This is a genomic window from Bradyrhizobium sp. USDA 4486 (assembly GCF_054057995.1).
The window spans coordinates 8,053,298-8,079,038 of record NZ_JBSRZV010000001.1 but is presented as its reverse complement, the minus strand read 5'-3'; the positions used below and the strand labels follow the sequence as shown (position 1 = coordinate 8,079,038).

Annotated in this window: 27 protein-coding genes and 1 pseudogene; 2 read left to right on the top strand and 26 right to left on the bottom strand. The window is 63.9% G+C overall.

The window, feature by feature from the left end:
- Nucleotides 1–17: 17 nt before the first annotated feature.
- Complete coding sequence (locus ACVWY3_RS38185) at nt 18–260, bottom strand: hypothetical protein (protein ID WP_456843057.1); 243 nt, start codon at nt 258–260, stop codon at nt 18–20.
- Between the two features lie 187 nt (nt 261–447).
- Here ACVWY3_RS38185 and ACVWY3_RS38180 point away from each other — a divergent pair, with 187 nt between their 5' ends.
- The gene (locus ACVWY3_RS38180; RefSeq protein WP_456843056.1) at nt 448–1,023 is read left to right on the top strand and encodes a MarR family winged helix-turn-helix transcriptional regulator; all 576 of its coding nucleotides are present in this window, start codon (nt 448–450) and stop codon (nt 1,021–1,023) included.
- 14 nt (nt 1,024–1,037) lie between these two features.
- Here the strand turns inward: ACVWY3_RS38180 and ACVWY3_RS38175 are convergent, their stop codons facing one another.
- Nucleotides 1,038–2,012, bottom strand: coding sequence for a hypothetical protein (locus ACVWY3_RS38175; protein WP_456843055.1), 975 nt, complete (start codon nt 2,010–2,012; stop codon nt 1,038–1,040).
- Between the two features lie 818 nt (nt 2,013–2,830).
- On the opposite strand from ACVWY3_RS38175, the gene ACVWY3_RS38170 reads away from it, so the two are divergent.
- A complete protein-coding gene (locus tag ACVWY3_RS38170; protein WP_456843054.1) occupies nt 2,831–3,607 on the top strand; it encodes a response regulator transcription factor in 777 nt (258 codons plus the stop codon).
- Between the two features lie 147 nt (nt 3,608–3,754).
- Here ACVWY3_RS38170 and ACVWY3_RS38165 read toward each other — a convergent pair whose 3' ends face one another.
- From ACVWY3_RS38165 to ACVWY3_RS38050, 24 genes and pseudogenes are all read right to left on the bottom strand, one after another.
- A complete protein-coding gene (locus ACVWY3_RS38165; RefSeq protein WP_456843053.1) occupies nt 3,755–4,210 on the bottom strand; it encodes a hypothetical protein in 456 nt (151 codons plus the stop codon).
- Entirely contained in the window at nt 4,207–4,719 is a 513-nt protein-coding gene (locus tag ACVWY3_RS38160; RefSeq protein ID WP_456843052.1) for a flagellar biosynthesis protein FlgN, read from the bottom strand. The genes ACVWY3_RS38165 and ACVWY3_RS38160 overlap by 4 nt, the downstream gene beginning before the upstream one ends.
- 39 nt (nt 4,720–4,758) lie before the next feature.
- Nucleotides 4,759–5,241 carry a rod-binding protein gene (locus ACVWY3_RS38155; protein ID WP_456843051.1) on the bottom strand — a complete coding sequence of 161 codons (483 nt, stop codon included), beginning with the start codon at nt 5,239–5,241 and terminating at the stop codon, nt 4,759–4,761.
- Nucleotides 5,238–5,657 carry a hypothetical protein gene (locus tag ACVWY3_RS38150; protein ID WP_456843050.1) on the bottom strand — a complete coding sequence of 140 codons (420 nt, stop codon included), beginning with the start codon at nt 5,655–5,657 and terminating at the stop codon, nt 5,238–5,240. The genes ACVWY3_RS38155 and ACVWY3_RS38150 overlap by 4 nt, the downstream gene beginning before the upstream one ends.
- Before the next feature lie 6 nt (nt 5,658–5,663).
- Entirely contained in the window at nt 5,664–6,416 is a 753-nt protein-coding gene (gene fliR / locus ACVWY3_RS38145; protein ID WP_456843049.1) for a flagellar biosynthesis protein FliR, read from the bottom strand.
- A pseudogene (gene flhA / locus ACVWY3_RS38140) lies at nt 6,413–8,495 on the bottom strand (flagellar biosynthesis protein FlhA). The gene fliR and the pseudogene flhA overlap by 4 nt, the downstream one beginning before the upstream one ends.
- Nucleotides 8,496–8,571: 76 nt before the next feature.
- Nucleotides 8,572–8,838, bottom strand: coding sequence for a flagellar biosynthesis protein FliQ (gene fliQ / locus ACVWY3_RS38135; RefSeq protein ID WP_283084478.1), 267 nt, complete (start codon nt 8,836–8,838; stop codon nt 8,572–8,574).
- Nucleotides 8,835–9,254, bottom strand: a complete 420-nt coding sequence (gene flgD / locus ACVWY3_RS38130; RefSeq protein WP_456843048.1) for a flagellar hook assembly protein FlgD — start codon at nt 9,252–9,254, stop codon at nt 8,835–8,837. The genes fliQ and flgD overlap by 4 nt, the downstream gene beginning before the upstream one ends.
- A gap of 15 nt (nt 9,255–9,269) precedes the next feature.
- Complete coding sequence (flbT, locus tag ACVWY3_RS38125; protein ID WP_456843047.1) at nt 9,270–9,674, bottom strand: flagellar biosynthesis repressor FlbT; 405 nt, start codon at nt 9,672–9,674, stop codon at nt 9,270–9,272.
- Complete coding sequence (gene flaF / locus ACVWY3_RS38120) at nt 9,674–10,018, bottom strand: flagellar biosynthesis regulator FlaF (RefSeq protein WP_456843046.1); 345 nt, start codon at nt 10,016–10,018, stop codon at nt 9,674–9,676. Before flaF ends, flbT begins: the two co-directional genes overlap by 1 nt.
- 55 nt (nt 10,019–10,073) lie before the next feature.
- The gene (locus tag ACVWY3_RS38115) at nt 10,074–11,120 is read right to left on the bottom strand and encodes a flagellar hook-associated family protein (protein WP_456843045.1); all 1,047 of its coding nucleotides are present in this window, start codon (nt 11,118–11,120) and stop codon (nt 10,074–10,076) included.
- 3 nt (nt 11,121–11,123) lie between these two features.
- Complete coding sequence (gene flgK / locus ACVWY3_RS38110; protein ID WP_456843044.1) at nt 11,124–12,599, bottom strand: flagellar hook-associated protein FlgK; 1,476 nt, start codon at nt 12,597–12,599, stop codon at nt 11,124–11,126.
- A 34-nt stretch (nt 12,600–12,633) separates the two neighbouring features.
- The gene (locus ACVWY3_RS38105) at nt 12,634–13,866 is read right to left on the bottom strand and encodes a flagellar hook protein FlgE (RefSeq protein ID WP_456843043.1); all 1,233 of its coding nucleotides are present in this window, start codon (nt 13,864–13,866) and stop codon (nt 12,634–12,636) included.
- Between the two features lie 97 nt (nt 13,867–13,963).
- Nucleotides 13,964–14,545: a transglycosylase SLT domain-containing protein gene (locus ACVWY3_RS38100; RefSeq protein ID WP_456843042.1), complete on the bottom strand. Its 582-nt coding sequence runs from the start codon at nt 14,543–14,545 to the stop codon at nt 13,964–13,966.
- Nucleotides 14,496–15,821 (bottom strand): flagellar hook-length control protein FliK, encoded by a 1,326-nt coding sequence (gene fliK / locus ACVWY3_RS38095; RefSeq protein WP_456843041.1) that lies wholly within the window; start codon nt 15,819–15,821, stop codon nt 14,496–14,498. The genes ACVWY3_RS38100 and fliK overlap by 50 nt, the downstream gene beginning before the upstream one ends.
- Nucleotides 15,818–17,041, bottom strand: a complete 1,224-nt coding sequence (locus ACVWY3_RS38090) for a chemotaxis protein (RefSeq protein WP_456843040.1) — start codon at nt 17,039–17,041, stop codon at nt 15,818–15,820. The genes fliK and ACVWY3_RS38090 overlap by 4 nt, the downstream gene beginning before the upstream one ends.
- A complete protein-coding gene (locus ACVWY3_RS38085) occupies nt 17,038–18,372 on the bottom strand; it encodes a MotB family protein (RefSeq protein WP_456843039.1) in 1,335 nt (444 codons plus the stop codon). The genes ACVWY3_RS38090 and ACVWY3_RS38085 overlap by 4 nt, the downstream gene beginning before the upstream one ends.
- Before the next feature lie 5 nt (nt 18,373–18,377).
- Nucleotides 18,378–19,082 (bottom strand): hypothetical protein, encoded by a 705-nt coding sequence (locus tag ACVWY3_RS38080; RefSeq protein ID WP_456843038.1) that lies wholly within the window; start codon nt 19,080–19,082, stop codon nt 18,378–18,380.
- Nucleotides 19,079–20,707: a flagellar basal-body MS-ring/collar protein FliF gene (gene fliF, locus ACVWY3_RS38075; RefSeq protein ID WP_456843037.1), complete on the bottom strand. Its 1,629-nt coding sequence runs from the start codon at nt 20,705–20,707 to the stop codon at nt 19,079–19,081. The genes ACVWY3_RS38080 and fliF overlap by 4 nt, the downstream gene beginning before the upstream one ends.
- 304 nt (nt 20,708–21,011) lie before the next feature.
- Nucleotides 21,012–21,920 carry a flagellin N-terminal helical domain-containing protein gene (locus ACVWY3_RS38070; protein ID WP_456843036.1) on the bottom strand — a complete coding sequence of 303 codons (909 nt, stop codon included), beginning with the start codon at nt 21,918–21,920 and terminating at the stop codon, nt 21,012–21,014.
- A gap of 272 nt (nt 21,921–22,192) precedes the next feature.
- Nucleotides 22,193–23,101, bottom strand: a complete 909-nt coding sequence (locus ACVWY3_RS38065) for a flagellin N-terminal helical domain-containing protein (RefSeq protein WP_456843035.1) — start codon at nt 23,099–23,101, stop codon at nt 22,193–22,195.
- A gap of 267 nt (nt 23,102–23,368) precedes the next feature.
- Nucleotides 23,369–24,274, bottom strand: a complete 906-nt coding sequence (locus tag ACVWY3_RS38060) for a flagellin N-terminal helical domain-containing protein (RefSeq protein ID WP_456843034.1) — start codon at nt 24,272–24,274, stop codon at nt 23,369–23,371.
- Nucleotides 24,275–24,536: 262 nt separating this feature from the next.
- Nucleotides 24,537–25,277, bottom strand: coding sequence for a flagellar type III secretion system pore protein FliP (gene fliP, locus ACVWY3_RS38055; protein ID WP_456843033.1), 741 nt, complete (start codon nt 25,275–25,277; stop codon nt 24,537–24,539).
- A complete protein-coding gene (locus ACVWY3_RS38050) occupies nt 25,274–25,717 on the bottom strand; it encodes a flagellar basal body-associated FliL family protein (RefSeq protein ID WP_456843032.1) in 444 nt (147 codons plus the stop codon). The genes fliP and ACVWY3_RS38050 overlap by 4 nt, the downstream gene beginning before the upstream one ends.
- Between the last annotated feature and the right edge of the window lie 24 nt (nt 25,718–25,741).

Below are 25,741 nucleotides of genomic sequence, written 5' to 3'. Positions count from 1 at the left end.
GACGTCGTATGCGGGCATTAACCGTGCGGCCGCGCTGCGTCGCAACATCCATTAACCCAAGATTGCAGTTCTGCTGCCGCGGCCCGCTCGGTCAGAAGCTGCAGACCTGCGGCCGCTTCGCGGTACTCGAAGCGCTCCACCGTAAAATGGGCTGCGCAGCGGCGGCAACGATACATCACGTTGCCGGGGTGTCCCGCGCCGTCGGAATTCATCAGGTCATTTGACTGAAATTTTCCGAAGATTTGAGCCGTCCGATTCACTCGAACTTTCTTTGTGACGCTCTAGTTCCAGCTCCGAAAGTTCCTCCGGGAAACCGGAAAGGCGCCTTCCAAGCGCGCTCCGCCGTCCATCCCCGACGAAGGAGCGCCAGAGATCTTCATTGTCCTCCAGCGAGATTGCGCTGACCAAGGCTCAATTGAATAAAGCTTTATCCGACCTGGAATTGAAATGAACTTGGCTCGTGAATCCATTGAATTGTTGGAGCAGGTCGCGCGAATCCTCTGGTTCGAGGGGACCAAGCACGGCTTGCGCGACCGCGAGTGGATGGCGCTGCGATTCCTCTCCCGCGCCAACCGGTTTTCCCGGACACCTTCGGCGCTCGCAAGTTACGTCGGCACCACGCGCGGCACCGCCTCTTTCATCATCGGCGAGCTCGAGCGGCTCGGCTATCTGGAGCGAAAGCGCTCGGCCACTGACAAGCGGTCGGTGATGCTGAGCGTGACCCATCAAGGCAAGAAGTTCCTGGTGCGCGATCCCGCCAGCGTTCTCGTCGAGGCGATCGCCGTCCTCGACGACGCGGCCAAGGTCCGCTTCCGCGACGCGCTCCGGCACGTGCTGGATCAGTCCGACGCGGCCGAGCAGCGGCACCACACCGATGTCTGCAAGCGATGCATTTTTCTGCGCGAGGATCGCACCACCCCGGACAGCAAGACGGTCGAGTTCAGCTGCCGCCTGTTTCGCGCGCCGATCGCGGAAGCGGAGGTGGATCTGCTATGCACCAGCTTCGAGCATCACCGCCAGTAGAAGGCGGCATTTACTCAGGGCGTCGCCTTGCGTGACGAATAGATGACGCCGCTGCTGGACTCCACCACCAGGCGACCGTTCTCGTTCCTGATCTCCTCGATGCGGCCAAGGCCGGGCACCTGTTGTCCCAGCACGACCTCGATGACGCCGTTCGGGCTTTGCAGGATCGCGATCCCCTCATAGGCCTGGCGAACCGACCAGCCCTTGACGACCTTCCGCGGCGCGGACGGAGGCACCGAGCCCGTGACCTCGGGCGGTGCGAGCGAAGCTAACATCGGTGCAGCCTGTGACGGCGGCTGCGACGCAACGGCCGCGGGCGCCGGCGCCTGAGCCTGCACCTGGGCGAGCTTGTCGAGCTTCGCCGTCGAGGACGAGCTCACCCGCTCGATGCGGTCGAGGTTCTCGGCAAACCTGCCGAAGCGGTCGTTGGTCGCCTTGCTCGATTGATCGACCGCGGTGCGCAGGCCGTCGAGATTTTCAGAGACGCCAGACACCTGCTTGCGCAACTGCGCGACCGTCTCGCGCAGAATCCTGATCTCGGTATTGGCCGCGACGTTGCTCTGGGCGGGCTGCGTCGTGAGATAGGCGATCACGCCGGTGCACGCGCAAACGACCAGGATGGCGGCGACCGCCAATGCTGCGAGCGGCACGACCCAGGCCGGACGCGGCGGCGGCGGCTTGGCCACGATCACGGCCGGCGCGATCACGGCCGGCGCGGGCTTGGGTATCGCCATCTTGTCGAGGCGCGCCTTGGCACGAATGCGCTTCAGTCCTTCGAGCGCCTCTTTCGCCAGCACTTCATCATTCGCCGCCGCCGACGCGCGCTTCGCGCTCGCTGCGGGCTTGGCGCCTGCCGCGAGCTTGGCGTTCGGAGCAGGCTTGGCGTTTTGCGTCGCGTTGTCCTTCATATTGCTTGCCGCCGGAGCTGGCTTCGCCGCCGCGGAAACATCAGCGGTTTCGCTGGGACGAGCTTGTCCATCGGACGACATGTGAAGATGCTCCGTTCAGTTCTGTTGATCGACGAGATTATTTGCCGAAGCTTGCCCGAAACCTGCGCATCGAAAAGCCTTTCAACGCGCACGATGCGACCTCACACGGTTCGAACGCGTCATGCACGCGGCGAGAGTGCGACTCGAAAGACACACACTCGCCAAGATTTCGCCAAGCTGGAGTCCAGCCGCCGCGCATGAGTCGAATTGTCGCATGTGGAACAAATGGGAGGGCGAGTCAATCCCGGGTTGAAAACCCCTCCCGACGCATCACCGGCAGCACCACTCAAAAAAGCTGTGATTATACGGAGATGCGGAACTTAAGAAACGCCAGGGTGCAGAACTAGTTCGAAATTCAAATCAACTGATGCGATTGAAAATACCAAGAAACAACTCGGAACAAATCAACAGCATCAAACATGCATAGCAACCGCTTTGCGGCGCGCGCTTGATCGGAATTAGGCAATTGTTACGGTCCTACTCAAGTGATTCTCTCGCCAGTTGGCGAGGAGATCGACAAGGTTCAGTAGCGTTTCGGGCACATGAGCAACTTGACGCAACTGTACTAGGTCGCTTTCTCAATCCGCTCCGCGGGGTGATCCGTAAGACGCCGCCGAGCATCACACAGTAAGCGTTCAGTATCGAGTCGAAGTAGCAGGCCTGCTCACGCAGGCACTGAATGCGTAGGGCTGCCCGCGAATATCGAGACATAACAACGGTTCGCGGGAAGGAATGTCGTCAAACAGCATGGCTGCCGAGCCGGGGCATCACAATCAACCACCCGGCCGCTGCAAGTGCGAAACAGGGGCGAAAGACTGATGTATATTATCGTTGATGATCGCGAGAGCGTCACGAACAGCTACGTTGTAGGGCTAGTTCGCGAAGGTGTATCGTCGATCGGATTCTCCTCCGGAGAATTCTGGGATTGGCTGCAATCTGCGAGTGAATCGGATCGGGCAGCGGTCGATGCCTTCCTGCTCGGGGACTGCGATGCCCGCGGAAGCCTGCCGCGGGCGATGCGCAAGCGCTCCTCGGCTCCCATCATTGCCATGAGCGGCCAGAAGATGCTCAAGAACACGCTCGAGCTGTTCGAATCGGGCGTCGACGACGTCGTGCACGTGCCCATACACCTGCGCGAGATCCTCGCCCGCACGGCCGCGATCGCGCGCCGCCGGGTTGGCGACCTGCCGAGGCCCTGCGAGAGCCGGATCCAGGTCTTCTTCAACGGACGTGACCCCGAGATCGCGGGCCACGCCCTCACACTGCCCCGCCGCGAACTGCGCATTCTCGAATATATGGTCGCCAACCACGGCAAGTGGATCACCAAGACGCAGATCTTCAACGCGGTCTATGGCATCTTCGAGTCGACTTTCGACGAGAGCGTGATCGAGAGCCATGTCAGCAAGCTGCGCAAGAAGCTTCGCGACCGCCTCGGCTTCGATGCGATCGTGGCCCGGCGCTACGTCGGATACCGCCTCAACATCCCTGCGGGCGAGACCATCGACGTGCCGATGCAGGAGCTCGACGAGGTTGGCATCCTCCTGAACACGGCGCACGCCGCCCCGGCCCCTGCCGCGTACCCCGCCGGAAACTGAGCGGCCGACGCCGCCGCGAAACCGACAATGGCCTCTGCGGAGCATCCTTCGCAGAGGCCGTTGCACGCTTGGGGACCGAGACCGGCTGAAATCAGGCCACACAGCGCGGCGCAGCCGGAGGGCCGCCTCGCGCTTATCCGGCGACGCCTATTGCTTCTGGAATTCTTCCTTCGAAACGTAGTTGAAATCCTCGACTAGGACGTCCTGGACGATGTCGGCCTGCATCCGCTCGTTGACGCGCTGCTTGATCGCCGTCGTGAGGATCGAGAGATCGTAACGGGCGAGCTTCCGGAAATCGAGGCGGTCGTCGGCGTAGATCCTGCGGAAGGCCTCGTCGACGACGAACGGCTCCGGCGGAACGTTGAGCTGGTGCATGGTCCGCGCCTCGATGGTGTAGACGAAGCGCGCCACGATGTAGCCCTGCACGCTCCCGCCCTCGATCATTGGCACGCTCAGCGCTCGCGTCTTCTGGTATTGCAGCCCATCGAGATACTCGTCCTTCGCCGGCAGCAGGCCGCCGTTTTCCTTCCAATAGGCCACGGCATAGCTCGTGCCGGCGGTAAGAATGCAGACCCAGAGGCCGGCCAGCACGAGCCTGATCATTTTCCGCCCTGCGCTGTGCGACCGGTATAGGTGCCGTCCGACTCGGCGTCCTTGATCGCCTTGACGATGATCGACGCGACCTCGCGCACCGCTTCGTAATGCATCTCGAGGACCGAGCGATTCCGCTCGAGCTTCTCGCGCAAGCGCTGAATCTCTTCGGTGATCACAGCCTCGCTGCCGAGATGCATTCGTGCCCGCATCAGGCGCACGAATTCCAGCATGCTCCGGCTCTTGCGGGCGCTGAAGTCGTCGAAATCGATCTTCTTGCGCGTCGTGAGCGCAACCGTCTCCTCCTCGACGATGCTCTCGAGCCGGCGGATCGCCGCCAGCAGGCCGCGCACCTCGTCTGATCTTGCCGCGTCAATGCCGTCGACCACCGCCTCGCCGCCGGCATTCGGCAACAGCGCCGGCAACTGCGCGCCGCCTGTCACAGCTTCCATCGTAATCGCCTCAGTGTCCGCGACCGGCTGCTCCATCACCAGGGCCGCCGCGCTTTCTTGTGCCTGCATAGGAAATTCACCCCTCAACGTCTGTCATCCATTCCCGGATCATGATCCGGCCTTCCCCGTAGTGTTCGCTGCGGTCGGCTGCGCAGCGGCGAGCTGCTTGGCAATGCCGATGCCCTTGCCCTTGGCCAGCTGGTTACCGAGCTGCTCCGCAAGCATCGACTTCCAGACGCCACCGGCCGTGCCTTTGCCGAAGACCTGCTCCGATTCCTTCGGCAACATCGTCTCGACGAAGGTCTGGAGGATAAAGGCTTCGAACTTCCGGTAGACCTCGCCGGAGGCCGGCGCTTTGATCACCTGCACCGGCGCCCCGTTCACGGCCGTCGACTGCGTGTCCGCGGCCTTCGCGGCGGCCTGATCGGCCGTCGCTGCCCTGGCCTTGCCGACTTCCGCGTCCATCGTGGCGGCGAAATCGGCGTCCGATGATTTCAGCGCATCGAGCTTCGCGGTCGCTGCGCGCTGCGTCACGGGATCGGCGGCCTCGAGGACGTCGAGAACGAGGTCGGGCGTCGCTGTCACGATCATGTCTTGTTCCGGCTGGCTGGCCGTGGCGTCCACTCGCGCACGGTGAGGCTTGTTCCCGCGATCTCCTCGAGCGATCGCTTTTCGGCATCGCGAAGCTTGTCCGCGAGCGCCGCCTGGGCGACCTCCTCGAGCTGTTTCACGCGGCGGCTCTCGGCACGGACCCGGTCGAGCTGCTGCAATGCCTGCGCCTGAACCGTGCTGGCGCCGACGCTGGTCCTGTTGAGGCGCCGCGCGATCGACTCGCTCGACGAACCCGCCGGCGGCGTTCCCTCGTTCAGGGCTCCGACCAGCCATTCCTGCTCGTCCTGCAAGCTTTTCTCCTGCTGCCGCAGCTGCGCAAGCTGCCATTCGGACAGCCGGAGCTGGAGCTTCACGAGGGAGACCAATCGAGCGAGCTTGTCAGCGCGCGATCTCATGACCGATCACTCCGCCAGCCACGACGAGACGCCGAGCATGAATTGCGTCATCAACTCGTCGCTAGTGAGGTAGAGCAGCAGGAAGCCGCCGAACAGCACAAAGGGCACCGAGATGAAATAGACCGGAATTGCCGGCGTCAGCTTGTTGATGAAGCCGACCGCGAGGTTGACGATGACCGAGTAGACGATGAAGGGGCTCGTGATCCGCAACGTCAGCACGAACGCCTCCGAGAGACGGCCGACCAGCTGGTCCAGGGCCATGCTGCCGCCGAGCCTGCTGCCGGGATGCCAAACGTCGTAGGAGTTCATCAGCCCGCGCAGGACCTGCCAATGCTGGTCGGTCATGAAGAAGAGCGTGGTGACGGACGCCATGATCAGCGGCACCAAAGCGGGCGCGGGATCGGTGTCGCCGATCGGCGTGCCGGGGATGCTGCTGAGCCCGATCGCACTCGCCATCACGGTTGCCATGGTCTGGAGCGCCAGGAAGAACACGCGCCCGCCGAGGCCGATGACGCTGCCGACCAGGATCTCGGAGCCGATCAGCAGCGCCAGCGTCAGCGGCGCCGCATTCTCCGTGAGCGGTTTCAGGACCGCGACCAGGATCGGCGCCAGCGCGAACGTCGTGACGAGCGCGATGAACAGGCGGACCTGGGCCGGGACATTGACGCTGGAATAGCCGGGCACGAACATCAGGCAGGCGCCGATGCGGCAGAACACGATGAACGTGACCAGCACGCTATCGGCAAGGCCGCTGATCACGATATGGCTCCGAGCGCGCGGATCTCGGCGCAACGCGCGACCTCGACATGTGACAGGATCGGCAGCGTCGGGAACACCCGCTCCAGGATCATCCGGACATAGGGGCGGGCTTCGGGGGTCACTGCCAGCACCACGCTGGTGCCGCTCTCGGTGAACTTGCGGATCGCCGTGCTGGCTTCCGTCGCGAACTGCTCGATCAGGCGCGGATCGGCGTCGAACTCGACCACGTCGCCCTTGGCGTCGCGCTTCAGGCTCTGGTGGAAGGCGAGATCCCAGCGATTGCCGAGGCGAACCACGTTGAGCACGCCGTTGTCGGAGAGATCGCCGCAGATCTGCTGCGCAAGACGCGTGCGCACATGCTCTGCGACCTGCTCGGAGCGCCGCACATGGGGCGCGATCTCGGCGATGGCTTCGAGGATCAGATGCAGGTTGCGGATCGATACGCGCTCGGCCAGCAGGATCTTGAGGATCGCCAGCAGACCCGAATAGGAGATCTGCGAGGGACAGAGATCCTCGACCAGGCGCTTGTACTCGGGATCGAGCCGGTCGAGCAGCGCGCGCATGTCCTTGTAGGACAGGAGCTGGGCGAGATTCGCCCGGATCACCTCGCTCAAATGCGTGAGCAGCACCGAGAGATTGTCGACCGGCTTGCAGCCCTGGCGCCTGACTTCGTCGGTGAAAGCCTCCGTCACCCACAGCGCCTTCATGCCGAAGGCGGGCTCGATCACCTCTTCACCGGGCACGTCGGGCTTGCCGTCCTTGTCGACCAGCACCAGCACCTCGCCAAGCCTGAGCTCGCCATGCGCAACGCGCGTGTCGTGGATCCGGATCTGATATCCCTTGGGATCGATCGACAGATTGTCGGTGAGCTTGATCTCGGGAATGACGAAGCCGTACTGCTTGGCGAACTTCTTGCGGATCTTGGCCACGCGGTGCGCAAGCTCGGTGCGCGCGCCCAGCAGATGGACCGAAAGATGGCCGCCCAGCGCCAGCTCGATCTCGGCGGTCTTGAGCGATTCTTTGACGGATTCCTTGGCCTCGGCTTGGGCGCGTTCGTCGGCCTTGCGCGCGTCTTCCTTCTGCTTGAGCGCCGCCTGCCGCTTCGGCAGCGAGTAGCCGACGAAGGCCATCACGCCGCCGAGCAGCACGAAGGGCGCCATCGGCAGGCCCGGCATCAGGGCCAGCACGAACATCATCAGCGCGGCGGCCGACACCGCACGGGGATAACCGCCGAGCTGCCGCAGCACGGCCTGTTCCGCCGAGCCCCTGGTGCCGCCCTTGGAAACGAGAAGGCCGGCCGACAGCGACACGATCAGCGCCGGCATCTGCGACACGAGGCCGTCGCCGACGGACAGCTTTGTGTAGACATCGGCGGCACGCGACAGGGTCAGGCCGTGATGGGTGACGCCGATGATGATGCCGCCGAAGATATTGATCGCGGTGATGATCAGGCCGGCGATAGCGTCGCCGCGGACGAACTTCGAGGCACCGTCCATGGCACCGAAGAAGGCGCTTTCCCTCCTCGAGTTCGCGGCGCCGGCGCTGCGCTTCCTTGTCGTCGATCAGGCCGGCCGACAGGTCGGCGTCGATCGCCATCTGCTTGCCGGGGATGGCATCCAGGGTGAAACGGGCGCCGACTTCGGCGATACGCGTCGCACCCTTGGTGATCACCACGAAATTCACCGTGACCAGAATCGCGAAGATGATCAGGCCGATGACGAAGTCGCCGCCCATGACGAATTTGGAGAAGCCGGCGACGACGTAGCCCGCGGCCTGCTCGCCCTCCCCGCCGCGCGACAGGATCAAGCGGGTCGTCGCCACGTTGAGCGCCAGGCGCAGAATCGTCGCGATCAGCAGCACGGTCGGAAAAGCGGAGAAATCGAGCGGCCGCTGGATCCACAGCGCGACCATCAAGATCAGCGCCGACAGCGCGATCGAGAAGGCAAGCCCGAGATCGATCAGGATGGGCGGGATCGGCAGGAACAGGATCGTGAGCATGGTCACGATGCCGCCCGCGAAGAAGGCGTCCGCCCCGAATCGGCGCGGGCTGGGCAGGCTAGCAGCTAACGTATCGGCCATGGGTCACCGGCAGAGGGTCCGCCTGGTAATTTGCCGCGCAAAGCTTACGCGAGGGTGGTGGCCGACGACCGCGGGCTCAGAAGCCGCGCTCGATATGCGAATAGACCATCTCGGTGAAGGTGGAGAGATGGGCGCCGATGAAGGAGCCGGAGACGGCGACGACCACGAGAAGGACGATGATCTTCGGAACGAAGGTCAGCGTCGCCTCTTGAATCTGGGTCAGCGCCTGCAGCAGCGCGATGGCGGTGCCGACCAGCATTGCGGCCCCGACCGCGGGGCCGGAGGCGACGATGATGGTCCAGATCGCCGCCTGGACGATGTCGAGGGCGTCGCGTTCGTTCATGACTGGCTGATCGTGAGCCCGGGCCCGACCGCGACTTTCGTGCCGTTCTCGAGGGTCGCGACGGAACCGTTGGTGTTGATGGAGATCGATGCGACCTTGCCGCTGAAGGTCGCGCCGGTCGAGTCGGTGAAGGTGACCTTCTTTCCGATCAGCCCGTCCGCCTGCGACAGCGACTGCGAGGACAGCAGCGCATCCAGCTTGTTATTGGTCTGCATGGCCTGCTCGACCGTCGAGAGTTGAGCGAACTGGCTCATATATTGCGACGTATCCATTGGATTGGTCGGGTCCTGGTTCTTCATCTCGGCGACGAGAAGCTGAAGAAACGTATTGTAATCGACGCCGGTGCTCGACGTGTTCGAGATCGTGTTGGTCGAATTGGACTTGCTGGTGCTGTCGGTCGCGCTGGGGACGTTCATTTTGCCTCTCCGCTGTCAGGCAGCTTCGAATGGGGCGGCGGCGCCGGCCAGGATGGCTTGCTCCACCGGGAACAGCGCCCGTATTCGCTTGAGCGCCTCAAAATAACGGGTCGCCTCGACCAGCTCGTCGACCGCGGCAAGCCCCTCCAGCATCTCGCGGCTTTCGCACACCGCGACCAGGGCCGCGTGGTGCTGCTCATAGAGCGCCGACGCATCCCGAACGTCGGTCGGGTTCATCAGCATGAGCTGGACGATGAAATAGAGCTGCCGCATCGCCGTGGTGGCGTCGGAGGCCTGCATGACCTGCCCTTCGAGCAGGAACATCACGTCGTTGACGAGCTCGACCGAGACCTTGCGGTCCACGCGCAGAACCGCGCCGTTGATGTAGATCCGTTCGCCCGCCCGCAAGGAGATCTTCATTAAAGCGCGTCTCGGATCAGGCGGTTGATTTCGATGAGCTGCATCACGTCGTCCGACTTTTCTTCGCGAAGGCGGTCGGCTTCCTTGACGACCCACAGGCCGATCGAGATGATATCGGCCCGCAGCTTCTCGGGAAGCCCGTTCTCCGGATGCGCGAGGTCCTCGATGAAGATGGTCCACAACCGCCGCACATAGAGCAGGCTCTGGACCTGGTCCTCGAAACTGGCGCGTCCCTTCTGGAGGCGCTCGAGGCGGTCGATGCCCAGGCTAAGCGCCTGGCGCTCGCGCCCCCTCGCCTCATAGCCGCTATCATCGACGACCGCTTCATAGGCTTCAAACGTCATCAGGACCACACTGCGCAGGAAATCGAAGAACAAGACAAAGGTTGCGAGCCTTGGCTCAGAGATAGTTGAGGAGGCTGATCTTCTGGAGCTGCGACGTCAGCGCGAGCGCCGTCTGAATCTGGGTCTGCAAGGTGTTGACGCGCACCGAGGCTTCGGCCGGATCGACCTTCTCCATACCGACGATCTGATTGTTCAGAATGTCCTGCTGCGTCTTGAGCTTGTCGGTTGCGGAGGTGAGCCGCTGCTGGACCGTGCCGACATCACCGCCGAGCGTAGCGAGGCCGGTGATGGCGTTCCCGACGAGGCCGATCGCCTTGTCAACGACGACCTGAAACGTCGACTGGTCCAGGTTCGCGTTTCCGAGATCGGCCATCATGGTGTAGGCCTCCGCGAGCATGCGGAAGGCGGGTTGGTTGGCGCTGACTGACGTATCGGCAATCTCGGTCGTGGAGATACGGCTTTGCATGACCTGGTCGGTGGCCGACGACCAGTTGCTGTTCCAGGCCGGGCTCGCGAATTCGGCATCGAAGGTGGTGTTGAGGAACGTCTGCATCTGGGCCGGCGTGATGTTCTTCACGTTGGGCGAGGATTGCGAGAAGCCGAAGAACGTAGCGAAATCGGAGTCGACCCGGTTCTTGCTGGCGGAGCCGGCGGCATAGGCCGTGATCGGCTGGTTCTGCGTGTTGATGCCCGAGAACAGGTACGAGCCGTTATAGGAGACGTTCAGCGCGCCGATCAGATCCTGGAGATTGGAGGACGCAGGCGGCAGGATGATCCGCCCGCCGCCGTCGGTGCTGCGGGCCGCGATCAGGTCCTTGAGGAAGGACGTTGCGGTCGTGTTGAGCTGGGTGATCCGGTTCTGCGTCACGTCGAGGCGTCCCGCGACGAGCCCATTGGTGTCGACGAGCTGATCGGCGAAGCTGAAGTCGGCCCGCAGGGTGAGGTCGCCGCCCGTCGTGGCCCCGAGCTCGAGGCCGACATCGTAAAAGCGGCCGGTGGTCGCCTCCGTCGACGCCTTGCTCAGCAGGGCCTGGTTATTCGTGATCGACGACCTCAACGACGACGACAGCATCAAGGTCGAGATGTAGTTCGCGCTCATCATGGCTTATTTCCCCACCGCAGCCAGCAGGCTCTGCAACATTTCGTCGACGGTCGAGATGATCTTCGACGAGGCCGAATAGGTGCGCTCAACCTGAAGCATCAAAGACATCTCGTCGTCCATGTTGACGCCGCTGACGTTCGACAGCGCCGCGGTGCTGCGGTCGAGCAGCGTCTTCTGGTAGCTGACGTTGGAGTCCGCGGTCTTGCGCTGGTTTTCGATCCAGCTGGTCGATGACGATGCGAAGTCGATCAAACTGCCGTTCGGCTTGCCTTGCGTGGTTGCATCGAACGGCTGCGCAGCATCCATGCCGCCGATGAGCTGCTGCAGCCGGGCCGAGTAGCCGCCGTTGCCGGCGGTGTTGTATCGGTATGCGACATTGCCGCTGATGGCGCCGTCGCGCAGCAGATTTGGGTTACCGCCCTGGGCCGGATCGACTGACGCTGCGACGCTGATCAGGCCGGCAAGTCCGACCGAGACGGTGGCGCTCGCCGGCATCGCCGGCGCGCCGGGATAGGTGAAGAGACCGGGAACGTCGGGCAGCGCCGCGGCGGTCTGATCGCTCTCCCTGAAGGTATTGATCAGGCCGCGCGCGATTTCGTCGAGCTGGCTCTGGTAGGTGACGGTATCTTGGTCACGCAGCTGGGCGAGACCCGCGAGCTTGCCCGACTTAAGCGGCATCACCGAATTGGCACCGGTTACCGGGACGCCGTCGATGACCACCGCGTTGCCCGTGGTGCCGGGCGTATAGATGTTGGTCGCCGTGAAGCTGACCGTTCGGGCCGTCTTGTCGAACAGCACCACACCGCTGTCGGTGTAGAGCGCCGCGTCGCCGTTGGGGCGGAGCGACATGGTGACGCCGAGCTCCTGCGACAGCTGCGCGACGATGCTGTCGCGCTGGTCGAGATAGTCGGTGACATCGTCGCCGGAGATCGTGCCCTTCACGATCGCGGTGTTCACGGTCCCGAACTGGGAGAGCAGCTGATTGATGTTCTGGACCGACGTTTTCATGTCGGCATCCGCGCCCGCACGGACCGACTGCACGGTCTGCGTCGCCTGGTTGAGCGCGGTCGCCATGTCCTTGGCGGATGTCACCGCCGCCTGCGCCAGCGTGGTGTTGTCCGGAGCGTTGGCATATTGCTGCAGCGCCTTCTTCAGCGCGTTGAGCTGCGCCGTCGGCGACTGGTCGAGCTCCGGATCGTCTACCGTGGCAGACGCGATCTTCTGGAGACCGTCATAGATCGCGGTCTGCTTGGTCGACGACGAGGTCGCGATCAGGACGTTGTCGTAGAGACCTGAACTCGCGGCGCGCTGGATCGCCGCCACATAGACTCCGGCCCCGGGCAGATTGTCCAGCACGGCGATCTTGCGCGAATAGCCGGCGGAGCTGGCACCGGCGATGTTGCGCGAGATGGTCGAGGACTGGATGCCCGACGCCATGAGCGAAGCGCGGGCGGAGTCGAGAGCGGCGGTAAGGGACATGATTTGCTCTTGCCCGGAACGGGCGCTGGAGAATTCAGCGCTTCAGGTTGACGACGACGTCGAGCAGGTCGGCGCCGGTCTGGAACGATTTCGAGTTGGCAGTGAAGCCGCGCTGGGCCTCGATCATCCCGGTGAGCTCGTCCGCGAGGTCGACGTTCGAGTCTTCCAGAGCTCCGGACTGGACCGTGCCGAGTCCGCCAGTACCGGCATTCCCGGCCTGCGCGTTGCCGGAATTCATGTTGGTCGAATAGACGTTGCCGGGCTCCGGCGTCAGATTGTCGGGGCTCGCGACGTCGGCAAGCATGATGGTGTAGAGCGTCAGCTGCTGCCCGTTCTTGAGGATCGCCGTCACGAAGCCCGAATCGTCGACATCGACCTTGTCGATGGCAGAGGGAACGCTGCCATTGACAGTGGCCTTGAAGCTGAAGTCGGTTCCGACCTGCGTCATGTTCGACAGATCCAGGCTCATCGCCGCACCGTTGGGAACGGTGAGGGCCAGAGTCTTCGGGCTCGCCGCCGCCAGCGTGCCTTTGCCGGCCGCGGTGGTATCGAAGGTGAAAGTGGTGGCGGCGCCGACCGACGCACCCGTCGCGGAGTCGTAAGCCTGAATCTGCCAGGTGTCCGAGCCGGCGCCCGTCGCCGTGTGGGACATGTAGATGTCGAGCGTAACGGCCTGGCCGATGTTGTTGTAGGCCACGATCGAGCTCTTCGACGAATATGACGCCGGCCCGGGCGGACCGGCGATCACTGCCGCTTTCGGATCCAGATTGCCGGTCGTGAGCGTCCCCGCCGTCGAGGGCACGGGCACTTGCGAGACCTGGGCAATGTTGACGATCTGCATGCCGGACAGACTGTTCTGCGAGAAATTGGTCACCTTACCGGGCTGACCCAGGAGGTAGTAGCCGGCCGCGTTGACCAGGTTGCCCTGGCTGTCCGGCACGAACGAGCCGGCGCGCGTCAGATATTGCTGCGTGTTGTTGGCGTTCGACACCACGAAGAAGCCGTTGCCCTGGACCGCGAGGTCCGTGGTCGACGTGGTGAACTGCGTATGTCCCGCGTCGCTGATGGCGTAGCGCACCGTGGTCTCGACGGCGCCGGAGTCGTAGTTGCCGGAGCCGCTCTTCAGGATCAGCGAGGAGAATTCGGTCGAGGCCCGCTTGTAGCCGGTCGTGTTGACGTTCGCGATGTTATCCGAAACCGTCGACAGCTTGTTGGACTGCGCGCTCATTCCGGAAACGCCGGTGCGCATAACACCATACAGGCTCATGAATTGGGCTCCTTCGGTAGGTTGCCGCTACAATGCTGGTTCTTGCTTGCGCGGGGCTGATGATTGGGAACCATGCACAACTTCAGGGTTGTCCTGGTCATGTCGCCTTGGGTTGACAGAACGAGCGCGCCTTGTCGGTCCACGCGCCGAAGCCGCTCGAGACGAGATGCGCGACGATGTGGCAGACATAGCGCTTCTGCGCCGGCTGATTGTTGGGGCCGGCATTGTAGCGGGCGACCGCCATGGTCCAGCTGCCCTCGCGCTGCTTCAGCTCCTTCAGGAAGCGCGCGGCATATTCCACGTTCTTGGCGGGATCGAACATCGCGCGCACGGACGTGAACTTGTCGCCATGATAGTAGTGGTTGATCTGCATGCAGCCGAGGTCGATCAGCTTGATGCCCTTGGCGCGCATCGCCTCGAAATTCGCGATCGCATCATTCATGTCCTTGGCGAACACGGTCTGCCCATCGGCGCCCAGTGCGTAAGGATGGAGCGCGCCGCGCCGTCCGGTTTCGGTCAGGCCGACCGCATAGAGAATGCCGAGCGGAATGCCGTGCTGCTGGGACGCACGCGCCATCTCGCGCTCGCAGGGACGCGCATTGTCGGTCGCCGCTGCCGCGGTGCCCGCGTTACAGATAAACAGGACCGCGACGAGTCTGCTGGCCCACGTCCTGATCATGACGTGTCTCCTGGTTGGACTGACGCTCCTGGCGGGTCTGCCTCGCCTCGCCGTCCGATTGCCCCGATGAACTGCCGGTGCCGTCGAACGTGCCTTGCGACTGGGGCGGAGGCTGTTGCTGGCCCGGGAGATGCGGTTGCGACTGGCCGGAGCCGCTCGGGAATCCGTCCAGCGAGCCATGCTGCACCGGCGCGACGTCGGCAACGTAACCGGCCGACTGCATCAGATCGCCGATCTGGTCGCGCTGCTGGTCCAGCATCTGGCTGGTGTCCTTCCGTTCGGCCGCAAGATGGACGGACACCTCGGTACCGACGAGACGAAGGCGCACGGTGACGTTGCCGAGCTGCGGCGGCTCGAGATTGATGGTCAGAATCTTGACAGGCTCCGGCGCGTTGGCCTGTGACATCGCGAGATCGGCAGCCGCGGACGCCATCGGCGTCGCGGTTTCCTTCAACTCGGTGACGACCGCGTTGGCGACCTGTTGCGGCGCGTTGAATTGCGCCGGCGGCAGATGGGTTTCCTGCTGGACCACGGTGACCTTGGTCGCTTCGGGCAAGGTGTCCCGCGACGAGGCCTTGACCGCGCGTTCGACATTGGCTGTGACGGCTTCGAAGCCTGACGTCGCAGGCATTGCCTTCGCAGCCTCGCCGCCTTGCTGGGGTGCGGCCTCCTGAGCTGCCCACGCTTGCGAAGCCGGACCTTGCGCGCGCGGGCTGGCTGGAGCTGCGCCAGCCGGCGCGGAATCGACCGCGGCCGCCTTCGCCGGTGCCTGACTCTCCCGCTTGGTCGAGGAGGACCGGTCATCTCGCGCGGGCGCGCCCTTCTTGTCGTCCGTCGGCAATTGCATCTGCGGATTCGCGGCGGCGAGCTCCGGTCCAGCGATCACCGGGGTGCTCGATCGGCTCTCGGCATCCGCTTTCGAGGCGATATCGACCGGATGTTGCTTCTCCGACGATTTGCTGGTCTTCTCGTCGGAAGACTTCTCCGATGATGTGGGTTCGTCTGCCGCCTCGGCGTGCTCGTGCACCGTGCGGTCCTTCCCGGTCGGGTCCGCGAGGCGCGTGCGCAGCGTTGCGGTTTTCACGGCCGTGTCGCCGCTCTCCTCATTCAGCGCCCGCTTGGCGAGGTTCGAGACGGTGTGGAGCAAATCGTTGAATGACGAATTCGCCTGCGATTTCGCACCAGTGCCTTTCCCAGAACGCGACGTCCCGCGCATGTTGAGGCTCTCGGCGAGGCCGGAGAAGACCTGTCCTGATGTTCCGCTGAGTTTCGTCATGGACGACGATCCCTGGTGAGAAGTTCGAGTTCGCTGAGCTGCTTCTGCGCGCGTGCGAGGGCCGCGGTCGACGACGCGAGATCGAGACGCGCCGGGGTTGCCGCCGGCTTGTCGGCGGCAGCGGCAGGTGCGCCCGCGAACGGCTTGCGGACGTCGAGCGCGAGTTGCACCGTCGCGTTCAGAAGCGGAACGTCGCGCTCGGGCAGCTTCGAGCGGTCGAGTGCCTTCAGCTCGGCAAGACCACCGTCATATTCGTCGGTGAGCGCACGCGAGGCGCCGCGGAAGAGATGCGCTCGCTCCCGCTCCGCAGAAGCATCGGCACTGAGCGTCAGCGCGCGCTCGCCGGCAAGCCGGGTCACTTCCATCCGTCCGCGCAGCATCGCGGCGCGTGCGATCACGAGATAGAGCTTGAGGCGGCTCGCGCGGTCGATCTGCTCCAGCAGGCTGCCGATTCGCGAGAAGCGGCGCTCGTCGAGCGCGAGGCTCGATTGCGTCAGGCCCGAGGAGAAGCGCTGCCAGAAGTCGCCGGCATAGATCGAGTTGCGATAGTGGCGGATGTAAGCCAGCGTCAGGAACTCGAACTTGTCGAAATCCTCGGCCTGTCCGACCAGCAGGATCTCGCGGCGCAGTGCAGCTTCCTCCACCAGCGTGCCGGGCAGAAGCAGACGGGCGTCGTCGAGGCGCTCGATCGCGAGCGATGCTTCCAAGCGTGCGAACAGCGCCCCCTGAACCAGCGCGACCTGTCCGCCCAGGCCCGACGGAAGCGTCCGCGGCTTGACATCCTTGAGCAGCTCGCGCGCTTCGTCCTGGCGGCCTTCGACATAGGCGAGCGCACCGTCGAACAGCCGCCCCTCGACATTGATCTTGTCGCGCGGCAGCTTGCGGACCAGTTGCGGCGCGCCGCCGCTGAGCATGTAGATGACGACGGCCTGGCCGTTCTGCGGATTGCTCCACACGTTCGCATCGGCGGCGAGAAACTTCTCGCCGATCTGCCGGATCAGCGCGATGTGGCTGCCATGCGCGGCGGTATCGCCATTGGCGATGCCGTCCTGCACCGCCTGCAATCGGCGTACGAGCTCATAGGGTTCGTTCGACGCCGTTGCAGGCGCAGGAGCGAGCGCCGGGGCCGGGGTTGGCGACGGCGCCGTCTCAGCCAAGGCGCGTGCAGCCGCCAGGGGCGGCAGCATCAGCAACGCTGCGCAGAGGAGCAGCCTGATCAAGGGCGCTTCTCCCGAACCAGGATCTCGATCCGGCGGTTCTGCGCGGCGGCCGGGTCGTTCGGAAGCTTCGGCCGCCGATCGGCATAGCCTTCGACGTGCTCGATTCGCTGCGCATCGACGCCGGAGCGGACCAGCATGTAATAGGCCATCTGTGCGCGCGCCGTCGACAGCCGCCAATTGTCGTAGTTCTCCGACTTGTAAGGCCGATTATCGGTGTGGCCGCGCACGATGATCACGCCCTGGCGCTTCGTCAGCAACGGCCCGATCTTGTCGATCACACGGATCAGCTCGGGTCGCGGCTCCGCCGAGCCGACCGCGAACATGCCGAAGCTGGCATCGTCGGTGAGGCTGATCAGAAGACCTTCCTCGACCTGACGCACCTCGGCGACTGGTCCGGCGCCGGCCTTGATATCCGACAGCGCATCCGCGATCGCGGATTGAAGCTGCTTGACGGTCGGCTGCTGAGTCTGCGCCGCATCGCGCGGTTCCGAATTCTTGGCTTGATCGCCAGCGCGCGGTTGCGCGCCGGCATTGGCTTGAGCGGCCGGCTGCGCAGGCTGCGCATTCGCCTGGGCGCCGCCGTCGTGCTGAGCCTGCGACGGCGCAGGCCCTGGCGGCAGCAGGGGCGACAGGCTTGCGGACGAAGCATCGGTATTGGCAGCGACGCTTCCGCCGGCATCGTCCGTCTTGGCACGGCGCACCTGCGCCTCCCCTTGGCCCGCTCCGGACGCATTGTCCCGCGCGGACGCATTCGGCTTTGGCTCGCTGTCGACGAAGCGATCCGCATCCTTCGACATTTGCGGCGCCAGCTTCCAATAGCCGGGATCGAAGGGATCGCGATAGGCGTCGCCGCCCTTGAGGCCTTCCTCTTCAGCCGAGGTCAGCGCACCTGCACGCCGCTGGCCCGAAGCCTGGTTGGAGCTGTTGGCGATCTCGGCAAGCGTCGCAAAGGGATCGCGGAACAGGACTTTCTCTTCGAAGGAAGCCGGCTTCTCGGCCGTCGGCGAGTCGCCGCGACGCTCCTCATTCGGCCCGGCTGGCTGGCGCTTGCCATCCTGCCCCTCGAACTGCGTCGGCTCTTTCTTGGTGATATCCTTGAGGCCCTTCGGAGCAGGCGCGTTCTCCGCAAGCTTGATTGGATTGAAATAGCTCGCGACCACCTGCTTTTGGTCCTGGTTGAGGGCGTTGAGCAGCCACATGACCAGGAAGAACGCCATCATCGCGGTCATGAAATCCGCATAGGCGATCTTCCACACGCCACCGTGATGCGCCTCCTCGGCGAAGGCGCTGCGCCGGCGGACGATAACGAGCTCCTGCTTGACCTCTTCCATGGCGACTACCGGCGCGCGTCTTTCAGGCGCTCGCTCCACGCCGATATCTGCGTCTCGATCACGGTCTGGTCGGCGATGACGCGGACCTCCAGGGTCTCGGCGACCTCATACTCGATGCTCGCGCGCTTGGAAGCCTCGAGCTGCGTCCTCACGAGGTCAAGCAGCTCGCTCGGGCCCGTCACTTTGAACACCGGCACCGGCGAGTTGCCGGTCAGAGCCGCGACCTGCTCGACCAGAGACCCGATCGCCTTGTCGCGGACCGCTTCGGCGAGGAACGGCAGCAATATGCGCGCGACGGAGCTCGCGATGTTGGTCTCGATCTCGCGGCATGCCGCCTCGAAACCGCTGACGATCGCCGCCGCCTGCTGGTCGGACCATTTGGCGCGCTCCTCGCCGAGCCGGATCGCGCTACGCACCCGCTCCTCGGCGACCTTGGCATCGCCTTCCGCAACGCCGGCGGCGTGGCCGCGACGATAGGCATCGTCGAGAAGATTGACCGGCGGAGCTTCCGGCTCGGGCGCCGAAAGCGGCGGCTGAAGCTGCGGCTGCGATTGAGGTTGGCGCTGCGGCTGAGCCTGAGGCTGCGGCTCGCGCCGGGCCTCCTTCTGTCTCGTCAGCACGTCCTGAATCTTGGGCGGCGGAGGCGGCGGCGACTTGGCCCGGCCGTTCGCGTCGAACTGCGTCAGGAGTTTTCCGATTGCCGCGTTCATGCCGCCTCCTCGCGTCGCATCCAGTCTTTAAGGATTGCCGCCGCCTGCATCTGATCGAGCCGGACGATCTGCTCCAGCCGCTTCTGCGGCGTCCGCTGCATCTTGCCTTCGAGGTCCTCGACGAGGTTGAGCTCGGGATCCTGGCTCTCGGCCAAGGCGAGAGCCGCGGCGGTTTCGAGCTCCGCGGCCTCGGCCTCTTCGGTCTGCTCCTGCTGTGCGCGGTGAGTCAGGATGCCGTTGACCGCGGGACGAAGGCCGAACCAGACCAGCATTGAGGCGACGGCCAAGATCGTCACCGCGTTGATGACGCTGCCGAGCTGCTTGTTGATCATCTCGACAAAGCTGATCGGCGGCACCGGAGCGAGTTCACGCGAGCCTTCGATGAAGTCGACGGCCGTCACCTGGATCTGGTCGCCGCGCGTCTTGTCCAGCCCGCCGGCGGTCGCCGCGAGCTGGCTGATCTCGGCGAGCTTGCTGTCGATGATGGCCTGGTTGCTCTTGTCGCCGAGATCGGCAACGAGCCGCGCGCGGTTGACCAGCACGGCAATGAAGAGTTTCTTGACCGAATAGCCGTCACTCACCGTCGTCGTGGTCTTCGACGACACTTCGAAATTGGTGACGTCCTCGCGGCGGGTCTTGTCTTCGCTGGAATTCTTGGTCCCGCCGGAATTGACCTGCTGGTCGGGCAGATTCTGCTGCACCGTGGTCGGCTGCGAGCGGTCCGCGTTCTGCGACGATTCCTTTTCGCGGACGTTTCGCACCGAACGCTCGGCGCGGCTCTCCGGATCGTAGACGGTCTCGTTGATCTGCCGCTTGTCGGTGGAGAGCTGCGGGGCGACGCTCACCTCGAAATTGTCGAGGCCCAGATAGGGCGTTAGCGCCTTGCGGATGTTCTCCTGCACCATGCCGCCGACCGTCTTCTGGAGGCTCGCCATCTTGGTCGGCGCAGCGCTCGCCTCGTCCTCCTCGGCGAGCAGCATTGAGCCGTCGGCGTCCAGCACGGTCACCTTGTCGCGGCTCATGCCGGGAATGGCGGCTGCGACGAGATGGCGGATCGACTGCGCGGTGCGCGCTTCGATCGCGCCATCGGTGCGCAGCACGACCGATGCCGAAGGCGGCTGCTGCGTCGCGCGGAACGAGCCGCGTACCGGCAGCACGATATGCACCCGCGCAGCCTTCACTCCCTTCATCAGCTGCACTGTACGCGCGATCTCGCCTTCGAGCGCGCGCAGCTTCGTCACTTCCTGCATGAACGAGGTCAAGCCGAGCGAGCCGATCTTGTCGAACAGCTCGTAGCCGGAATTGGCGCTGGTCGGCAGGCCCTTTTCGGCGAGCAGCATCCGCGCCTGCATGGTCTGGCTCGGGCGCACCGAGACGGCATCGCCAGCCGTATTGACGTCGAAGGCGATGTTCTGCTCGCGCAGCGCCGCGCCCATGCGCGTCACGTCCTCGCGGGTCAGGCCGGTATAGAGCGTCTCGAATTCCGGCCGGCTTAGATAGTACGCGCCGCCGACAACGGTGACGAGAACGGCAAAGCCGATCAGTCCCAAGGCCATCAGGCGTCGCGGCCCAAGCTCCAGCAGATTGTTGAGCAGTTGCTGTATCTGCGCACGACTGAACAGCATATGACCTCGTACCAATGCGAACATAGAGGACACTCCGCTGCCAACCTTGTCTGAAGGTTGCGCAAGGACACGAATGTGTCGGTTCGCTGGCGAGGCGTTGTAATTTTGCAAGGATTTCCTCCGACGCAAACGGTCCAGCAGCAGCCATCGGGCGCACGACCGCACGACAACGCAATCGGCGGCGGGTGCTCCATGAAGTCTGGCGTCAGGAGGTCATTGCAGGCACATCATGTGCCGCCAAATCCACCGTTCATGGCGGGGACCGTGCTCCCATGGGGAGCACGGTCATTTTGAAAGCCGAAGCTTACTTGAACAGCGAGAGGATGCTCTGGCTGTTCTGGTTGGCGATCGAGAGCGCCTGAACGCCGAGCTGCTGCTGGGTCTGGAGCGCCTGCAGGCGGGTCGATTCCGCATTCATGTCGGCGTCGACGAGCTGGCCGATACCGCGATCCACGGAGTCCATCAGGGTCTTGACGAAATCCGTATTGGTCTGGATGCGGTTCTTGACGGCGCCGAGGTCGGCGGCGGCCGAAGCCACCTTGTTGATCGCAGCGGTGACCTGCGCGATGTAGGTATCGAGCGTGGCCTGGTCGGTCGCGGCATCGGTCAGCGAGGTGATGGTCAGGTTGTCGATCGACACACCGCTGGTCTGCGTGTCCAGAATGCCGGTGGAGGTCGAGCTGTAGAGCGAATAGTTGGAGATCGTCAGGGTGATGGAGCCGATAGTCGGCGTGCCGCTGACGCGCGAGAATGACGACACCAGGTCGAAGGTCGCCGGCGTCGAGGCGGTCGCGCTCAGCCAGTTCACGCCGTTGAAGGTCGCCGCAGCGGCGGTGCTCTTCATCTGCTGCTGGATCTGGGTGATGTCGGCCTGGATCTTGGCGCGGTCGATACCGGCGGTCTTGGCTTCGACCAGCAGCGACTGCAGCTTGGTCAGACCACCGGTCTTGTCGCCGACCACGGCGGTCAGAGCGGTGTATTCGGTGTCGACGGTCGCGGCCGATAGACCGAGCGAGTCGGAGACCGCGGAGAGCGCGGCGTTGTCGGCGCGCATCGAGGTTGCGATCGACCAATAGGCGGCGTTGTCCGACGCGGTCGAGACGCGCTGGCCGGTCGAGATCCGGTTTTCGGTGGTCTGCAGGTTGGAGCTGACGTTGCGGAGGGTCTGCAGCGCCGTCATTGCAGCGGAGTTGGTGAGCAGACTAGAACTCATTTTTGACGTCCCCTGGAAATAGAATGAATTTTTTGGGACATACCGGGTTTGCACCGGTACGGCAGGGCGGCATCATGCCTTTGGGCCGCGGAAAAGCGCGCTCAACCTGTCGTAACGGCGGCGATAGCACGCGAAGTTTGTGCGGGGCTTGTGGCTCCGTAACCGGACCACAATGGTGCAGCCGAATTTACGGCTTGTGCGGGACGTCACGCCAACATGAAAAGAGCCGCGCTTCGCGAGAAGCGCGGCCCCCGTTCGGATAGTTTTCAGGCTTAGCGGAACAGCGACAGGATGCTCTGGCTGTTCTGGTTGGCGATCGAGAGCGCCTGAACGCCGAGCTGCTGCTGGGTCTGCAGCGCCTGCAGGCGGGTCGATTCCGCATTCATGTCGGCGTCGACGAGCTGGCCGATACCGCGATCCACGGAGTCCATCAGGGTCTTGACGAATTCCGTGTTGGTGGAGATGCGGTTCTTGACGGCGCCGAGGTCGGCGGCGGCGGAAGCCACCTTGTTGATCGCAGCGGTGACCTGCGCGATGTAGGTATCGAGCGTGGCCTGGTCGGTCGCCGCGTCAGTCAGCGAGGTGATGGTCAGGTTGTCGACCGACACACCGCTGGTCTGCGTGTCCAGAATGCCGGAGGAGGTCGAGGTGTAGAGCGAATAGTTCGAGATCGTCAGGGTGATGGAGCCGATGGTCGGCGTGCTCTGGATGCGCGAGAACGACGACACCAGGTCGAAGGTCGCCGGCGTCGAGGCGGTCGCGCTCAGCCAGTTCACGCCGTTGAAGGTCGCCGCAGCGGCGGTGTTCTTCATCTGCTGCTGGATCTGGGTGATGTCGGCCTGGATCTTGGCGCGGTCGATACCGGCGGTCTTGGCTTCGACCAGCAGCGACTGCAGCTTGGTCAGGCCACCCGTCTTGTCGCCGACCACGGCGGTCAGAGCGGTATATTCGGTATCGACAGTCGCAGCCGACAGACCGAGCGAGTCGGAAACCGCGGAGAGCGCGGCGTTGTCGGCGCGCATCGAGGTTGCGATCGACCAGTAGGCCGCGTTGTCCGAAGCGGTCGAGACGCGCTGGCCGGTCGAGATCCGGTTTTCGGTCGTCTGCAGGTTGGAGCTGACGTTGCGGAGGGTCTGCAGCGCCGTCATTGCTGCGGAGTTGGTGAGAAGGCTAGAACCCATTTTGATGTCCCTTTGAGATTGATGGAGTGGGGACATACCGGACTTGCACCGGTACGACAGGGCGGCGTCATGCCTTTGGGCTGCCGAAAAGCGGTTAGGCCCAACCTGTCGTACGGCGACCGTAACGTGCGAAGCTTGTGCGAGGCTTGTGGCTCTGTGACTCGGCTGCAACAGAGCAGCCGAATTGAAGGCGTGCGCGTCGCGTCACGCCAAACGAAAGGGCCGCGCTTTGCGAGAAGCGCGACCCTCCCTGGATTGTACTTGGGTTTAGCGGAACAGCGACAGGATGCTCTGGCTGCTGTTGTTGGCGATCGAAAGCGCCTGCACGCCGAGCTGCTGCTGGACCTGGAGGGCCGCCAGACGGGTGGACTCCTGGTTCATGTCGGCGTCGACAAGCTGGCCGATACCGCGATCAACCGAGTCCATCAGCGACTTGACGAATTCCGTGTTGGTCGAGATACGGTTCTTGACGGCGCCGAGATCGGCGGCGGCCGAAGCTGACTTGTTGATCGCAGCGGTGACCTGCGCGATGTAGGTATCGAGCGTGGCCTGGTCGGTCGCAGCATCGGTCAGCGAGGAGATAGTCATGTTGGCGACCGACACACCGCTGGTCTGCGCGTCCAGAATGCCGCTCGTGCTGGACGTGTAGAGCGAGTAGTTGGAGACCGTCAGGGTAATCGAGCCCGTGGTCGGCGTGCTCTGGACGCGGGAGTAGGACGACACGAGGTCGACCGTCGCCGGCGTCGAGGCGGTCGTGCTCAGCCAGTTCACGCCGTTGAAGGTCGCCGCATCGGCGGTGCTCTTCATCTGCTGCTGGATCTGGGTGATGTCGGCCTGGATCTTGGAGCGGTCGATACCGGCGGTCTTGGCTTCGACCAGCAGCGACTGGAGCTTGACCAAGCCGGAGTTCTTGTCGCCGATGACCGTGTTCAGAGCGGTGTATTCGGTGTCGACGGTCGCGGCCGACAGACCGAGCGAGTCGGAGACGGCGGAGAGCGCGGCGTTGTCGGCGCGCATCGAGGTCGCGATCGACCAATAGGCGGCGTTGTCCGAAGCGGTCGAGACGCGCTGGCCGGTGGAGATGCGGGTTTGCGTGGCGGAGAGCTGCGAACTCACAGACCGCAGGGTCTGGAGTGCGGTCATGGCGGTCGAGTTCGTAAGCAGGCTTGACATTGCGAATGTCCCTTTATGTACGCGTTACATTTTCACGAGGGGACATACCGGGCTTGCACCGGTACGGAGGGACGGCATCATGCCTTTGGACTGATGTGGGTGGGGTCCAACCCGCCGTGATGCATTGCTAGCACGCCGAATCTTGCGCGCAGCTTAAGATCGGCTTGAATTTCCCAGCAAAATCATATGGTTAACATTACCCACCGCTAACCATGATGCGGTACCTCTCGCTAACCATAACCGGCCGGCCGGCGATCGCGCCTTACGAGAACGAGCGCACCAGGCCTGAGGCGAGCAGATTCCAGCCGTCGATCAGCACGAAGAACAGCATCTTGAACGGCAGCGCGAGGATCGTCGGCGGCATCATCATCATGCCCATCGACATGGTCAGCGTCGCCACGATCATGTCGATGACCAGGAACGGCAGCATGATGAGGAATCCGATCTCGAACGAGCGCCTGAGCTCGGAGATCATGAAGGCCGGGATGATGACGCGCAGATCGATGCGCTTGTCGTCGAACTTCTTGCGAAAACTCTCGGCGGCGAGCGCCTCGAAGGTCTGGAGGTCCTTGTCGCGGACATGCGCCAGCATGAACTCGCGGAACGGATCGGTGATCTTCAGATAGGCCTCCTCCTCCGAGATCTCGTTCTTCATGAGAGGCTGGACACCGCTCTCCCAGGCGCGGTCGAAGGTCGGCGCCATCACGTAGAAGGTCATGAACAGCGCGAGGCTGATCAGCACCAGATTGGCCGGCGTGGTCTGGAGGCCGAGACCGGAGCGCAGGAACGACAGCGCCACCGCAAACCGTGTGAAGCTCGTCACCATGATCAGCAGGCCCGGCGCCACCGACAATACCGTGATCAGCGCCATCAACTGGATGATCCGGCCACTGGTCGAGCCGTTGCCGGGAGGCAGCAGCGAGTTGAGGTCCGGAATCTGGGCGAACGCCATCTCGGGCAGGAGGACCAGAACCAGCGCGAGCAGCAGGACTCTCGATTTCACTGGATCACCAACGTCTCAATGATCAATTCGCGAACCTTGCCCGACGAGCGGATGTTGGCGCGCTCGGTCAGGTCGTCGCGCAGATGCTGGAGCCCGCGAGATCCCTCGAACTGGCTGACGGACGCCGAGCGAAGATAGGTCACGATGTCCTCGCTGATATGGGCTGCGAGGATGCCGGCGTCCTCGTCGTTCATGCTATCGGTCACCATGGAAGCTTCGATACGCGCCCAATTGTTGGACGGCGCGCCGAGATTGGTCACGATCGGAGACAGTTTCCTGAGCCGCGCGCTTCCGGCATAGCTCGTGGCAACAGGTGGCGGCGCGGCGGCTTTCTTCGCGTCGGCGACGCGCTCCGCGGCCGCAAACAGATGCAGACCGGCGAACGCGCCAGCGCCGATCGCGATCAGGGTCAGCACCACAATGGCCGCGATCAGGCGCATCACGTCCCCTGCCCTCGCGACGCG

Excerpts from the sequence above, each read along its gene's own strand:
- ACVWY3_RS38180 (WP_456843056.1), top strand. The coding sequence starts at position 448 with ATGAACTTGGCTCGTGAATCCATTGAATTGTTGGAGCAGGTCGCGCGA.
- ACVWY3_RS38175 (WP_456843055.1), bottom strand. The coding sequence starts at position 2,012 with ATGTCGTCCGATGGACAAGCTCGTCCCAGCGAAACCGCTGATGTTTCC.
- ACVWY3_RS38170 (WP_456843054.1), top strand. The coding sequence starts at position 2,831 with ATGTATATTATCGTTGATGATCGCGAGAGCGTCACGAACAGCTACGTT.
- ACVWY3_RS38165 (WP_456843053.1), bottom strand. The coding sequence starts at position 4,210 with ATGATCAGGCTCGTGCTGGCCGGCCTCTGGGTCTGCATTCTTACCGCC.
- ACVWY3_RS38160 (WP_456843052.1), bottom strand. The coding sequence starts at position 4,719 with ATGCAGGCACAAGAAAGCGCGGCGGCCCTGGTGATGGAGCAGCCGGTC.
- ACVWY3_RS38155 (WP_456843051.1), bottom strand. The coding sequence starts at position 5,241 with ATGATCGTGACAGCGACGCCCGACCTCGTTCTCGACGTCCTCGAGGCC.
- ACVWY3_RS38150 (WP_456843050.1), bottom strand. The coding sequence starts at position 5,657 with ATGAGATCGCGCGCTGACAAGCTCGCTCGATTGGTCTCCCTCGTGAAG.
- fliQ (WP_283084478.1), bottom strand. The coding sequence starts at position 8,838 with ATGAACGAACGCGACGCCCTCGACATCGTCCAGGCGGCGATCTGGACC.
- flgD (WP_456843048.1), bottom strand. The coding sequence starts at position 9,254 with ATGAACGTCCCCAGCGCGACCGACAGCACCAGCAAGTCCAATTCGACC.
- flbT (WP_456843047.1), bottom strand. The coding sequence starts at position 9,674 with ATGAAGATCTCCTTGCGGGCGGGCGAACGGATCTACATCAACGGCGCG.
- flaF (WP_456843046.1), bottom strand. The coding sequence starts at position 10,018 with ATGACGTTTGAAGCCTATGAAGCGGTCGTCGATGATAGCGGCTATGAG.
- ACVWY3_RS38115 (WP_456843045.1), bottom strand. The coding sequence starts at position 11,120 with ATGATGAGCGCGAACTACATCTCGACCTTGATGCTGTCGTCGTCGTTG.
- flgK (WP_456843044.1), bottom strand. The coding sequence starts at position 12,599 with ATGTCCCTTACCGCCGCTCTCGACTCCGCCCGCGCTTCGCTCATGGCG.
- ACVWY3_RS38105 (WP_456843043.1), bottom strand. The coding sequence starts at position 13,866 with ATGAGCCTGTATGGTGTTATGCGCACCGGCGTTTCCGGAATGAGCGCG.
- ACVWY3_RS38100 (WP_456843042.1), bottom strand. The coding sequence starts at position 14,545 with ATGATCAGGACGTGGGCCAGCAGACTCGTCGCGGTCCTGTTTATCTGT.
- fliK (WP_456843041.1), bottom strand. The coding sequence starts at position 15,821 with ATGACGAAACTCAGCGGAACATCAGGACAGGTCTTCTCCGGCCTCGCC.
- ACVWY3_RS38085 (WP_456843039.1), bottom strand. The coding sequence starts at position 18,372 with ATGGAAGAGGTCAAGCAGGAGCTCGTTATCGTCCGCCGGCGCAGCGCC.
- ACVWY3_RS38080 (WP_456843038.1), bottom strand. The coding sequence starts at position 19,082 with ATGAACGCGGCAATCGGAAAACTCCTGACGCAGTTCGACGCGAACGGC.
- fliF (WP_456843037.1), bottom strand. The coding sequence starts at position 20,707 with ATGCTGTTCAGTCGTGCGCAGATACAGCAACTGCTCAACAATCTGCTG.
- ACVWY3_RS38070 (WP_456843036.1), bottom strand. The coding sequence starts at position 21,920 with ATGAGTTCTAGTCTGCTCACCAACTCCGCTGCAATGACGGCGCTGCAG.
- ACVWY3_RS38065 (WP_456843035.1), bottom strand. The coding sequence starts at position 23,101 with ATGGGTTCTAGCCTTCTCACCAACTCCGCAGCAATGACGGCGCTGCAG.
- ACVWY3_RS38060 (WP_456843034.1), bottom strand. The coding sequence starts at position 24,274 with ATGTCAAGCCTGCTTACGAACTCGACCGCCATGACCGCACTCCAGACC.
- ACVWY3_RS38050 (WP_456843032.1), bottom strand. The coding sequence starts at position 25,717 with ATGCGCCTGATCGCGGCCATTGTGGTGCTGACCCTGATCGCGATCGGC.